This is a genomic window from Pseudidiomarina salilacus, assembly GCF_047323925.1.
Taxonomy (GTDB): domain Bacteria; phylum Pseudomonadota; class Gammaproteobacteria; order Enterobacterales; family Alteromonadaceae; genus Pseudidiomarina; species Pseudidiomarina salilacus.
Genome location: NZ_CP178752.1, coordinates 130041 through 142597, shown reverse-complemented (window position 1 = coordinate 142597; position 12557 = coordinate 130041). Strand labels below are relative to the sequence as shown.

11 protein-coding genes are annotated in these 12557 nt (G+C 51.4%); 7 read left to right on the top strand and 4 right to left on the bottom strand.

The features are described 5' to 3' along the window. Positions 1-7 precede the first annotated feature (7 nt). Entirely contained in the window at positions 8-976 is a 969-nt protein-coding gene (locus tag ACJ8W9_RS10280) for an alpha/beta hydrolase (protein ID WP_411361004.1), read from the top strand. Positions 977-980: 4 nt separating this feature from the next. On the opposite strand, the gene ACJ8W9_RS10275 is transcribed toward ACJ8W9_RS10280, so the two are convergent. Beyond that, positions 981-2612: a M48 family metallopeptidase gene (locus ACJ8W9_RS10275; protein WP_411359518.1), complete on the bottom strand. Its 1632-nt coding sequence runs from the start codon at positions 2610-2612 to the stop codon at positions 981-983. 20 nt (positions 2613-2632) lie between these two features. After that, on the bottom strand, positions 2633-3226 hold the full coding sequence (locus tag ACJ8W9_RS10270; RefSeq protein WP_034730684.1) for a LemA family protein: 594 nt from the start codon (positions 3224-3226) through the stop codon (positions 2633-2635). A 94-nt stretch (positions 3227-3320) separates the two neighbouring features. On the opposite strand from ACJ8W9_RS10270, the gene gmk reads away from it, so the two are divergent. The 4 genes from gmk (at position 3321) to ACJ8W9_RS10250 (ending at position 6808) form a co-directional block, all read left to right on the top strand. Next, the gene (gmk, locus tag ACJ8W9_RS10265) at positions 3321-3956 is read left to right on the top strand and encodes a guanylate kinase (protein ID WP_411361003.1); all 636 of its coding nucleotides are present in this window, start codon (positions 3321-3323) and stop codon (positions 3954-3956) included. Between the two features lie 71 nt (positions 3957-4027). Then, positions 4028-4303: a DNA-directed RNA polymerase subunit omega gene (gene rpoZ / locus ACJ8W9_RS10260; RefSeq protein ID WP_411359520.1), complete on the top strand. Its 276-nt coding sequence runs from the start codon at positions 4028-4030 to the stop codon at positions 4301-4303. A 5-nt stretch (positions 4304-4308) separates the two neighbouring features. Continuing rightward, positions 4309-6414, top strand: a complete 2106-nt coding sequence (gene spoT, locus ACJ8W9_RS10255) for a bifunctional GTP diphosphokinase/guanosine-3',5'-bis pyrophosphate 3'-pyrophosphohydrolase (protein WP_411361002.1) — start codon at positions 4309-4311, stop codon at positions 6412-6414. A gap of 1 nt (position 6415) precedes the next feature. After that, the gene (locus ACJ8W9_RS10250; protein ID WP_411359522.1) at positions 6416-6808 is read left to right on the top strand and encodes a Rid family detoxifying hydrolase; all 393 of its coding nucleotides are present in this window, start codon (positions 6416-6418) and stop codon (positions 6806-6808) included. Between the two features lie 10 nt (positions 6809-6818). On the opposite strand, the gene ACJ8W9_RS10245 is transcribed toward ACJ8W9_RS10250, so the two are convergent. Continuing rightward, entirely contained in the window at positions 6819-8198 is a 1380-nt protein-coding gene (locus ACJ8W9_RS10245; RefSeq protein WP_411359636.1) for a Na+/H+ antiporter NhaC family protein, read from the bottom strand. Positions 8199-8306: 108 nt separating this feature from the next. Between ACJ8W9_RS10245 and ACJ8W9_RS10240 the strand changes: the two genes are divergently transcribed. Next, positions 8307-9830: a GNAT family N-acetyltransferase gene (locus ACJ8W9_RS10240; RefSeq protein ID WP_411361136.1), complete on the top strand. Its 1524-nt coding sequence runs from the start codon at positions 8307-8309 to the stop codon at positions 9828-9830. Positions 9831-9984: 154 nt separating this feature from the next. Then, positions 9985-11631, top strand: a complete 1647-nt coding sequence (locus ACJ8W9_RS10235; protein ID WP_411361001.1) for a fatty acid--CoA ligase — start codon at positions 9985-9987, stop codon at positions 11629-11631. 8 nt (positions 11632-11639) lie between these two features. Here ACJ8W9_RS10235 and ACJ8W9_RS10230 read toward each other — a convergent pair whose 3' ends face one another. Next, positions 11640-12557, bottom strand: coding sequence for a histone deacetylase family protein (locus tag ACJ8W9_RS10230; protein ID WP_411361000.1), 918 nt, complete (start codon positions 12555-12557; stop codon positions 11640-11642).

Here is a 12557-nt window from a genome sequence, read left to right as displayed (position 1 = left end):
TGGCGGCATGAAACAGGCAGTAAAAATAAGCGCACTTGCTTTGGCAAGTGCGTTTTTAGTTGGTTGTGCAACGATTGTTGAATATCAATTGGCGCAGCGGCCGCAAAACTTTAAGCTCGACCACGAAGTCGACTTGAGCCAATTTAACTTTAGTGAACGCGAATTCTGCTTGCCGCATCTCGGCGGTTGTACCGGCTATATCCTTGGTCATCCGGCCACTGCCGAGGACGACAAGTACACCATGAAAATGGATATCGAAGTCGATGACGTCGATTACCAGACAGAACTCGTGCTGAAGCGTGACGAAATACCCCTGCGTAAGGGAACTGTCGTCCTACTGCATGGTTATGGTGTCGATAAACGTGCCACCCTGATGCTCGGTTTGCACTTTCGCTTTCTCGGCTATCACACGATTGCGCCAGATCTGACTGCCCATGGCGATTCACGTGTCGATATACCTAGTTATGGTGTCACTGACGCAGAGATGTTATCCACTTTGATCGATAGCTTGCCTGCGCGCGAGGTTCCTAAACCGTTGCACATCATGGGTATATCTATGGGCGCTGTTGCAGCGGCCCACCTAGCAAAGCAACGTGACGACGTCACCAGCGTGATGCTGTTAGCGCCGATGCGTCCGCTGAATGAAGCCTCACGCGCTCTGGCACAGCTTACGTTGCCTAATTTGAGTCGTTTATTGCCGGCAGCAGCTTTCGATGAAGGGGTTACGGCAGCCCTGCAAAAACAGGGCTTAACCGTGGCTGATACTGATTTGCGCGAGCTCATTCCTGAGCTTAGCGCGCCGGTGTTTATCGCGGCCAGTGATAAGGATGAAATTGCGCCCTACGAATTCTTCTTACCGCTGGAGTCTGAGCAAGTGGAGTTGGTGATGCGCCCAGGCTATCACCATTTAACCACGGCGATTCCCGATGCTGAGTTGCATGCCGAAATCCTCGAGTGGTTGCAGCAGGTGGAATAACCACCTACTGCAGCATTTCGTCCGGTAACGGCACTTCAATACAAGCACACAAGATGGCAAGCAACTGTCGCTCAGCTGGTGAGATCTTGCTATCTTTGCGCACCGTGGTGAGCCAATTATCGACCAGCCGCTGTTTCTGCGCAGGTGACCACCCGCGACAGGTGTTCAGCGCCAACGCCAATTGCTGTCGATCAACGTCATGACCTTTATCGGTTTGTTCCAGCGCGTGCACCGTAATGGTGAGCGCTTCAGCGTGGTCGACGGTTTCTTTAAAGCGCGCTTTGGGTAGTAGCTGCCGCGCTAACAATTGATACAGCCCCCAATGGAAAAGATCTTGGCTGTCAGCCATCTGCTCCAAGTCTTTCAATAGGTTAAGCCGATCACTTTCTTTCGCTTGACGTAAGGCCGGCACTGCAAGTTCCACCAGCGCCAACTGTTGTGCCGGATTCAGCTCGGCAAATACTTCGTTGTGTTCATCAAGTAATTGCGACAACACCAAATCATGCACGACCTGCGGCGCTTGTTGTGGGCTGTGAATTTGCTCCAATAAGACTGCCGGCAAGGCGAGCATTGCGAGCTTGTTCAATGCTGAAGGCTGCGGCTGCGCTGCCGTGTGCTCTTTTTCGCTGCGGCTGCGGGCTTTGCGCGGTTCCGGATAGCGACCATTCCAGCGCGGCTCGATACGCTTGATGCGCTTATCGAGCGGTGGATGCGTCGCCATCATGCCAAACCAGTGTTGCAGCGCTTCACCGAAAAACATATGCGCTGCTTCGTCGGCATTTTGGTGCTGAATACGACTACCATATTCACGTGCGCCAATCTGCTTTAAAGCACCCGATAACGCATCAGGGTTACGGGTAAATTGCACCGCAGCGGCATCTGCCAGGTACTCGCGCTGGCGACTTACGGCAGCCTTAATCAAGTTGCCAAACAGCACGCCAATCCAACCAATTATTAGTAAAGCTAAGCCGACCATGGGCAAAGGGTTTTTATTATTACGACTGCGGCTGGAGCCAGTGTGCAGCAGGATTCGACCCAGGTGCGCAACGGCAAGAATACCCGCCAGCGCCGCAATAAGTCGGATATTGAGGCGCATATCGCCATTCAGAATATGGCTAAATTCGTGAGCGACTACGCCTTGTAATTGTTCTCGCGAAAAAGTCTCAATCGCGCCCCGAGTCAGGCCAATCACCGCATCACGGGTGTCATAACCTGCCGCAAAGGCATTGATGGTGCTCTCATTGGGCAGAATATAGACCGCAGGGACTGGCATATTCGCTGCAATCGCCATCTCTTCAACCACGTTGAGGACACGGCGTTCGACCGGATCTTGGGTGTCAGGACTCACCAAGGTACCACCGAGATGCTCGGCCACCACCTTGCCACCAGCTTTCAGTTGCAGCCACTTAAATAACATGACCAGCAAAATGCCACCACCGACCACTAAGCTGACCCACATAAAAGGCAGCCAATCGAATTCGTAAGTGCCGCCCTGTTTTGCTTTCACTGCACCCATCACCATTGCTGCAACAACAGTCAAAATGCCAATGATCAGGCTAAAGGCGAGAAAGAAAAGCACAACCAGCAGGCCGGTGTTACGCCGTGCCTGCTGTTGATGTTCAAAAAAGTTAACCATAGTTGAATAACAACGCTCAGTTAGAACTGTACTTTAGGTGCAGCTTGAATTTCTGCACTGTCAGCGAACTCCAGTAATTGGGCGTCTTTGCTGTGACCAAAAAAGCTCGCAAACATTACCGGCGGGAAGCTCTGACGGTAAGTGTTGTAGCTCATCACCGCATCGTTGAACGCTTGGCGCGCAAAGGCCACACGGTTTTCGGTGCTGGTCAGCTCTTCTGACACTTGCATCATATTTTCGTTGGCTTTCAGGTCTGGATAGGCTTCCATCACCACGTTTAGGCGACCAAGTGCACTGCCTAATGCCGTTTCGGCACCGCCGAGTTCCGCCATGGCACTGGCATTACGTGGATCCGACGCTGCTTTAGGTAGTGCTGCGGCAGCTTGATTACGCGCAGCTGTGACCGCTTCTAAAGTTTCACGCTCGTGACTCAAGTACGCTTTGGCGGTTTCCACCAAGTTCGGAATTAAGTCATAGCGGCGCTTCAGCTGGACTTCGATTTGCGCAAAGGCATTTTCGAACTGGTTTTTTAAGCGCACGAGTTTGTTGTAAATACTGATCAAGTAAATGAACAGTACAACGGCAATAATGATAATAATCCATCCGGTAGTCATGGACTGCTTCCTCGTTGTTAGGGTGTCGCGCAACGGTGCGCAACATGCTATTCTTTGCCGTCATTTACTGGTCAAATTTTAGATGAATCCATCGATGACGACAGCTGACGGCAATTTATTTATTATCGCTGCACCAAGTGGTGCAGGTAAGTCTAGTCTAATCCGTGCTTTGCTGGCGCGCCACAATGACGGCAGCATGCAAGTGTCAGTGTCTTGCACCACCCGAGCGCCGCGTCCCGGCGAAGTCGATGGTGAACACTATCACTTTCTAGATGTTGACACGTTTCGAACAAAAATCGAAGAAAATGCGTTCTATGAATGGGCAAAAGTTTTCGATAACTACTACGGCACCTCGCGGCAAGTCATTGAACAGACCCTCAAACAAGGCATCGATGTGTTCCTCGATATCGACTGGCAGGGCGCGCGACAGGTGCGTGAAGCCTATCCTGCGGCGCATTCGATTTTCATTGTGCCGCCGAGTCTCGAACTATTGGAGCAGCGTTTGCGCTCACGCGGACAAGACTCAGATGAGGTCATTCGTGGACGCATGGCAAAAGCGCAAGCCGAAATGTCGCATTATCATGAGTTTGATTACTTGCTGGTGAACGAAGATTTTGACGCAACCTTATTGAATTTTGAGCATATTGTGCTGGCGCAAAGGCAAAGAATGGCATTGCAGCAAACGCGTCATGCGGCTAAACTCAAAGATCTCTTGGCGAATGATGGCTAAATCCGTATAATTCGTGACCCATTTTCGATCGTATGCACGATCGCAGATTAATCAGTTGAGTTGGAGTAAACATGGCGCGCGTAACAGTAGAAGAAGCCGTAGATCGTATCGGTAACCGTTTTGACCTTGTATTGGTTGCAGCTCGTCGAGCTCGCCAGTTAGCGACTCAAGGAAAAGACTCGATGGTGCCGTGGAAAGGTAACGAGAAAGCAACTGTTGTTGCCCTACGTGAAATTGAAGAAGGTCACATCGACGCGAAGAAACTCGACGTCGTTGAGCGTTCTGAAATGGCGCAGCAAGAAGCTGACGAACTAGCTGCAGTTGATGCGATTCGTGGTCTTGAGTAACGCGGGTGTATTTATTTGAAGGGCTTCGGCAACAACTAGCCGAGTACTTACCAGCTGAACACGTTCAGCGTGCCGCTGCGGCCTTTAAACTGGCCGCAGAAGCGCACAAAACGCAAAAACGCCAAAGCGGCGAACCTTATATTACCCATCCTGTAGCTGTCGCTAGCATTCTTGCAGACATGCGCCTCGATCATGAGACCATCATGTCGGCGTTGTTGCACGATGTCATCGAAGACACGGTCTTCACCCAAGAAGATCTCGCCGAACAATTTGGCTCCACAGTGGCGGAATTGGTCGAAGGCGTGTCGAAACTCGACAAACTCAAGTTTGACTCGAAAGAAGAGCTGCAAACCGAGAACTATCGCAAAATGATTATGGCGATGGTGCACGATATTCGGGTCATCCTCATCAAGCTCGCGGACCGCACACATAACATGCGCACGCTCGGCTCACTGCGGCCGGACAAACGGCGTCGCATCGCCCGCGAAACCCTTGAGATTTACGCGCCACTTGCGCATCGCTTGGGTATTCACGACATCAAGAACGAATTAGAGCTACACGGTTTTAAAGCCTTGTATCCGTGGCGTGCCAAGTTGCTCGAGTCGCAAGTGCGCCAAGCGCGAGGGAACCGCCGCGAATTGGTCGAGCGCGTACAAACTGAAATAGAGAGTCGCTTGCAAGAGCATGGCATCGAAGCACGTGTGATGGGGCGCGAAAAGCACCTCTACAGTATTTACCAAAAAATGCTGCACAAAGAGCTACGCTTCGAGCAAGTTATGGATATTTATGCGTTTCGTGTGATCGTTGACGAAGTCGACACCTGTTATCGCGTACTCGGGGCTTTGCACAATTTGTATAAGCCCATCGAAACACGCTTTAAGGACTATATCGCCATTCCAAAATCGAATGGCTATCAGTCGCTACATACCTCTCTCAAAGGGCCGCATGGGATTCCGGTCGAGATTCAGATCCGCACCGAAGAAATGAACCTGATGGCTGACCGTGGTGTTGCTGCCCATTGGCTCTATAAAACCGATGAAGCCACTGGCACCACCGCGCAAGTACGTGCACGCCGCTGGATGCAGAGTTTACTTGAGTTGCAACAAAGCACCGGTAATGCCTTTGAGTTCATTGAAAACGTCAAGTCTGAGCTGTTCCCTGAAGAGATTTATGTGTTCACACCTGATGGGCGTATTATTGAGCTGCCACAAGGTGCTACGCCAGTCGATTTCGCTTATGCGGTGCATACGGATATTGGTAACACCTGTATTGGCGCGCGGGTCAATCACAAGGTCTACTCGTTGAGTAAACCCTTGGAGACCGGGCAGACCGTGGAAATTAAAACCGCACCTGGCTCGCGACCGAATATTGCCTGGCTTAACTTTGCTGTAACCGGTAAAGCGCGCGCGAAAATTCGCCAGTACCTGAAAGGCCAAGAAACGCGCGAAGCCGAGCAACTGGGTGAACGTTTGTTGCGTGCCGCCTTGGGCCCCGTCAACTATAATGACATTACCGAAGAAGAGTTTGCGCGTGTCTGCGAGGAGGTGAAACTTGCCTCGAAAACGGACCTACTGCGTGAAATCGGCTTGGGTAACATGATGTCGGTGGCGATTGCCAAACGCTTACTGGGCGAAATGCAGCAAATTAAAGACGATCAACCGAGTTACCGAAGCCTCGCCATTAAAGGCGCCGAAGGATTGCTGGTCAGTTTTGCTAAATGCTGTCGACCGATTCCGGGTGACGATATTATTGCCCACGTCAGTCCGGGTAAAGGCTTGGTCATTCATCGGCGCGAATGTAAGAACGTGCGCGGTCATGAAGACGAACCGGGGCGTTACTTCCCGGTGCAATGGGACAACAAACCCGAAGCTGAATTTATTACCGAAGTGCGCGTTGAAGTGGTCAATCATCAGGGCGCCTTGGCGAAACTAACGTCGACCATATCAGCCACGGGTTGTAATATTCACGGCCTGAAAACAGAAGAAGTTGATGCCAATATCTATTACATCGATGTGGCGTTAACCGTACATGATAGAAAGCAGCTTGCCGATGTGATTCGTCATATTCGCAAAATGCCAGATGTTCAGCGCGTCGCGCGCTTAAGGAAGTAACATGTCGAAAGTAATTATTAACACCGAAAATGCGCCAGCTGCGATTGGCACTTATTCGCAGGCGGTCAAAATTGGTACCACGGTGTATTTATCGGGGCAAATTCCGCTGGTGGCGGCAACCATGGAATTCGTTAGCGAAGACTTTCGCGCGCAAGCGGTGCAAGTCTTTAAAAACTTAGCTGCAGTGTGTGAAGCGGCAGGCGGCGAATTACAAGACATGGTCAAGGTGCAGATTTATCTCATCGATTTAGGCCAATTCGCCATCGTCAATGAAGTCATGGCTGAGTTCTTCGAAACGCCTTATCCAGCGCGCGCCGCAATTGGTGTGAAAGCCTTACCAAAGGGCGCGCAAATTGAAATCGATGGGATTATGGAGCTCAAGAGCACGAACTAAAGAGCACGACTTAAGTCGTGCTCGGCTCGAGATTCTCACGCCCCTCAAGCGGTTTGCGCCAGATAATCATGGCAATCGCAACTGCCGCTAAAATAAAACAATAACCGGTATGAACACTGACTTCGATAGGTGCAAGCCCAAAGCTTGCGCCCATCAAGAGTGCCTGCGCGCCATAGGGCAATACGCCTTGCACCACGCAAGCGAAGATATCGAGCAAACTCGCACTTTGCCGCGGTGCCAAATTACCTTCTTCGGCAAGCCTTTTGCTCACTTCACCAGACAACAAGATGGTGACGGTATTATTGGCCACGGCCAAATTGGTTAACCCAGTCAGACCGGCGACGCCAAAAGCGGCACGCTGTTGCTGGTTTTTGAACAACTTCTTGGTGGCGTTGCTGACGGTATTCGACAAAAATTTCAAGCCGCCTTGCTGGCGAATCAAAGCCGAGAGTCCCCCGATTAATAAACTCAAGAAGAAAATCTCTTGCATGCTAACAAAGCCAGCATAGATGTCTTTGCTGAACGCGACCCACTCATAACCGACAGTGACCATGCCAAATGCTGCCGCCAAGATAATCCCTAGGGTAAGCACGGCAAACACATTGAGTCCCAAGACCGCCAGCACGATGATAAAGAAGTATGGCAAACTCAACCACAAGTTGGCTTCAGGGATCTTCGGCGGCACTGCGCCCGTATCGTAAGTGACGAGCCAAATAATGGTAATAATCGCCGCTGGAATTGAGATCTTTAAGTTGGCTTTGAACTTATCGCTCATGTTACAGCCTTGGGTACGGGTTGCAGCGATAGTGGTGTCTGAGATGATCGACAAGTTATCGCCGAACATGGCACCGCTGACCAGTACCCCGGCGAGCAACGCCAGATCAATTTCCGCCGCTTGACCTAAACCTAGCGCCACGGGTGCAAGCGCGGCGAGTGTTCCCATGGATGTGCCCATGGCGGTCGAAACCACAGCTGCGATTATGAACAGGCCTGGTAACAGGAAGCTTGCCGGAATGACGTTAAGGCCAAGAGCGACCATCGCATCGACGCCACCGGTCGCTGCGGCAACTGTGGAGAATGCCCCAGCGAGCAGATAAATCATACACATGGTGACAATATTGCGTTCACCAACGCCAGCTACGAAAGTGTTGATGCGCTCTTCAAACTTCTGCTTGCTTAGCAGTACGCCCAAAATGATCGCAGGCAAAATCGCCACTGGGCTGGCGAGTTGGTAAAACGCCATGTCGACGCCGGTCTGTTGAAAGTAGATACCGGCACCAAGAAAGAGTGCGAGAAAAAGAGCCAGAGGAAGTAGCGCACGAGCGCTGGCCGATTCAGTCATAATACAGCTTACCTTGTTCTTGTAATTTTTAGACGTCCAGAAGTTTATATGTCTTACTCTTCTGGTGCAAGCGTTGAAAGCCTATTGGTTGTTGCCAATTACTACGACTTCGTCATACTAAGTCTTATGTTGTACTAAGGAATCAAAAGGATGTCTATGAGCCCCGATGAACTGCACTTACAATTACGTAATTTGCGCAAAGAAGATTACCCCGCCCTGAAAGAATTAATGGATAAGGTCTATCCGGATATCGGCGGTGCCTGGGGTGAGCATACCATCCTGAAGCTGGCCAAAGAGTTTGCAGAAGGGCAAATTCTGCTTGAAGATAACGGTAAGCTGGTTGGCGTAGCACTAACTGTGCGTGTGAAGTATGCGCGTTTCAGTAACCCGCACACTTACGATGACCTGATGGACGCCCGCGAAAACATTCTCAATGACCGCAAAGGCGATGCGCTGTACGGCTTGGACGTACTGATTCATCCTGACTATCGCGGCTTTCGCTTAGGCCGTCGCTTGTATGACGCACGCAAAGAGCTCTGTCGGCAAATGAACTTGAAAGCCATTCTGGCTGGTGGGCGTATTGTTAACTTCCACAAATACGCCGACGAAATGACGCCAGGACAGTACATCGAAGCGGTGCATCGCCGCGAAATCTACGATCCGATCCTGACGTTTCAGTTGGCCAATGATTTCACCGTAAAACGTTTACTGGGCCGCTACTTACCCGAAGACAAGCGTTCGGCGGGCTTTGCCACGCTGTTGGAGTGGAATAACTTCTTGTACGAGCCGGCGGACAATATTCTCGGCAGTCGTATCCGCAATGTGCGCGTTGGCGCGGTGCAATGGCAGATGCGTGAAATTGACTCGGTTGAAGAAATGCTCAAACAGGTTGAGTACTTCGTCGATGCCATGTCGAGTTACCAAAGTGATTTCGCGGTGTTCCCTGAATTCTTTAACGCGCCGCTGATGGGGCTAACCGATCAAAGCCAACAAAAAGACGCGATTCGCTTTCTGGCTGGTTTCACTGACCGTTTTAAACGTGAGTTTTCGCAACTCGCGGTCAGCTATAACGTTAATATCATCACCGGCTCGATGCCACTTGATGAAGACGATGTGATTTACAACGTATCGTACTTGTGCCGTCGCGATGGCACTGTCGAAGAACAGCGCAAGGTGCATGTCACCCCGCACGAGAAGCGTGACTGGGTCATCGAAGGTGGCAATAACGTCCAAGTATTTGACACCGATGCTGGCAAAATCGGCATTTTGATTTGCTATGACGTCGAATTCCCGGAACTTGGCCGCTTAATGGCTGCCGAAGGCTTGGAGATCCTTTTCGTCCCGTTCTGGACCGACACCCGGAACGCCTATTTGCGGGTCCGTCATTGCGCGCAAGCTCGCGCTGTCGAAAACGAATGCTACGTGGTGACCTGTGGCAGTATCGGCAACTTACCGCAGGTCGAGAGCTTAGACGTGCAGTACGCGCAATCAGCGGTGTTCTCGCCGTCAGATTTTGCGTTCCCGTACGATGCGATTCTGGCTGAGACAACGCCGAATACGGAGCAGTTGATTTTCTCTGATCTAAACTTAGATGAATTAAGGTATTTACATCACGAGGGCTCGGTCACGAATTTGAAAGATCGACGCACTGACATTTACGAAGTCACCCGCAAGTGGTGATAAACAAAAGCGTGATTCGTGTTTCGTACATTCGACTGCGTCTCATTGTTCGTGCGCTGCGCTATTCGTGCAGTATCGAACAGCGAAGCGCACGAATGACGAGCAGCGAAGCGGACGAATAACGATAATTTCTACAGGACAAAAGGAACGAGCTATGGCGGTAAAACTAATTCCACCGGCGGATGACGCCTACAACTACCCGCTCCTAATCAAGCAATTGTTGCTGTCGAGCGAACGCTATGCTGGCGATAACGAAATTGTTGCTGGCAACACAGGCAAACGCTACAGCTACAGCGAATTTATCGAACGCATTCATCGCTTGGCGAATGTGCTGACCGAAGCGGGCGTGAAAGAGGGGGATACCGTTGCAGTGTTGGATTGGGATACCCCACGTTACCTTGAATGTTTCTTTGCGATTCCGATGATTGGTGCGGTGCTACACACGGTGAATGTGCGCCTTGCGCCGGATCAAGTGGTGTACACCATGAATCATGCGGCCGATGATTTGGTGTTGGTCCATGACGACTTTTTGCCGCTCATCGCGCAAGTCAAAGACCAGCTGACCACTGTCAAAGGCTACATTCATTTGAGTGATGAAGCCGAACCTAAGGCCGCACCGTTTGCAGTGGTTGGTGAGTACGAGCAACTGTTGGCAGGTGCGTTGACTGAGTTCGACTTCCCCGATTTTGACGAGAACGCGATTGCGACCACGTTCTACACCACCGGCACCACCGGTAACCCGAAAGGTGTGTTCTTCTCACACCGCCAGTTGGTCTTGCATACACTGGCGCTGGCTGCGACCACGAGTATGAACGACAACATGCAGTTGTTGCAGGCTTCGAGTGTGTACATGCCGATTACGCCGATGTTCCACGTACATGCGTGGGGGGTGCCTTACGTTGCCACCATGATGGGCCTGAAGCAGGTCTATCCTGGACGTTATGAGCCAGCCTCGCTACTTAAGTTATTTGTCACTGAAAAGGTCACCTTCTCGCATTGTGTACCGACCATTCTGCAAATGGTCCTCAGCAGCGAAAAAGCCAAAGCTATCGACTTCAGTGGTTGGCAGGTATTGATTGGTGGCAGTGCTCTCACCGAAGGCCTTGCCCGCGCGGCACTCGAGCGCGGCATTCAGGTCTATACCGGTTATGGCATGTCGGAAACCTGTCCGTTACTTAGCACCACTTGGTTGCCGCTAGACGCCGGTGATATGAGCCTCGAGCAGCAGGTGCGTGAACGGGTGCGTACCGGCAAGCCGGTGCCATTAGTGAACATGCGTATTATCGACAGCAATGGTCGTTTCTTGCCCCATAATGGCGAAGACATGGGTGAAGTGGTAGTACGTACACCGTGGCTCACGCAGGGCTATTTGAATGAGCCAGAGAAGAGTGACGAGCTGTGGGCCAACGGTTGGATGCACACCGGCGATGTGGGTAGTATCGATACCGGCTATACCTTGCAAATCCGCGACCGCATTAAAGATGTGATTAAAACGGGTGGCGAATGGGTATCGTCACTGGATATCGAGAACCTGATCAGTCAGCATCCTGATATCGAGCTGGCCGCAGTGGTCGGTTTACCTGATGCGGAGTGGGGCGAGCGTCCACACGCAGTGGTGACGGTACGCAGTGGTGCGCAGGTGAGTTATGACGATCTCGTAGCCTTTATGACCCCACTCGTTGATGAAGGACACATCGAAAAATGGGCGATTCCAGACACTATGAAAGTGGTCGATGAAATTCCACGCACTAGCGTTGGCAAAATCGACAAGAAGCTCATCCGTAGTCAGCTTGCCGATTAGGCTACGGGTTAAATCAAGCCTTTGATAAACGCGACCACACTTCTACCCAAGGAGCTGTGGTCGTAGCCCCCTTCAAGCATGGCCACCACCCGTCCGTCACAATGACGTTCAGCGAGTGTCTTCATCTGCTTGGCGAACCAATGATAGTCTTCTTCGCGTAAATTAAAGTTACCCATGTCGTCTTCAGCGTGACCATCGAAACCTGCCGAGACAAAGATCAGTTGCGGCTCGAAGTGATCAAGTGCTGGTAGCCAGCGGCTTTCGACTTCAGTGCGCCACTCACTACCACCGGTACCCGCCGGCATTGGGCTATTGATAATGTGCGGGCTGATAGTGTCGGCACCGGTGTCCGGGTAAAACGGATGCTGAAAGGATGAGCACAGTAACACTCGCTCGTCGTTGGTAAAGATATCTTCGGTGCCATTGCCGTGATGTACATCGAAATCGACAATGGCGACGCGTTCGAGTTGGTGTGCATGCAACGCGTGGGTGGCGGCAACAGCGATATTATTAAAAATACAGAAGCCCATGGCTTTATCGTAACAGGCATGGTGGCCCGGCGGACGCACCGCACAAAACGCGCGTGGATTCTCACCTTGCATAACTTCATCAACGGCGCTAAGACCGCAGCCTACAGCATATAAAGCCGCATTGAGTGAACCTGGCGTCATCAAGGTGTCTGGGTCGAGCCAGATGTGGTCTTCTTGCGGCGCGCGGGCAAAAATATCATTCACATAGTTGGCATCGTGCGCGTGGTAAAGATGCTCTTTGGTAGCCTGTTGGCCATCGCGTTGGGTGATGGCCAGCTCCAGCCCAGAGCGAATGATTTGGTCATTAATTGCACTCAAGCGCGCCGGTTCTTCCGGATGAATTTCAGTCACTTGATGCTGCATACAGCTAGGATGGCTAAAAACAGTGATCGACAT

Excerpts from the sequence above, each read along its gene's own strand:
- ACJ8W9_RS10280 (WP_411361004.1), top strand. The coding sequence starts at position 8 with ATGAAACAGGCAGTAAAAATAAGCGCACTTGCTTTGGCAAGTGCGTTT.
- rpoZ (WP_411359520.1), top strand. The coding sequence starts at position 4,028 with ATGGCGCGCGTAACAGTAGAAGAAGCCGTAGATCGTATCGGTAACCGT.
- ACJ8W9_RS10240 (WP_411361136.1), top strand. The coding sequence starts at position 8,307 with ATGAGCCCCGATGAACTGCACTTACAATTACGTAATTTGCGCAAAGAA.
- ACJ8W9_RS10270 (WP_034730684.1), bottom strand. The coding sequence starts at position 3,226 with ATGACTACCGGATGGATTATTATCATTATTGCCGTTGTACTGTTCATT.
- ACJ8W9_RS10235 (WP_411361001.1), top strand. The coding sequence starts at position 9,985 with ATGGCGGTAAAACTAATTCCACCGGCGGATGACGCCTACAACTACCCG.
- ACJ8W9_RS10230 (WP_411361000.1), bottom strand. The coding sequence starts at position 12,557 with ATGTCGATCACTGTTTTTAGCCATCCTAGCTGTATGCAGCATCAAGTG.
- gmk (WP_411361003.1), top strand. The coding sequence starts at position 3,321 with ATGACGACAGCTGACGGCAATTTATTTATTATCGCTGCACCAAGTGGT.
- ACJ8W9_RS10275 (WP_411359518.1), bottom strand. The coding sequence starts at position 2,612 with ATGGTTAACTTTTTTGAACATCAACAGCAGGCACGGCGTAACACCGGC.
- ACJ8W9_RS10250 (WP_411359522.1), top strand. The coding sequence starts at position 6,416 with ATGTCGAAAGTAATTATTAACACCGAAAATGCGCCAGCTGCGATTGGC.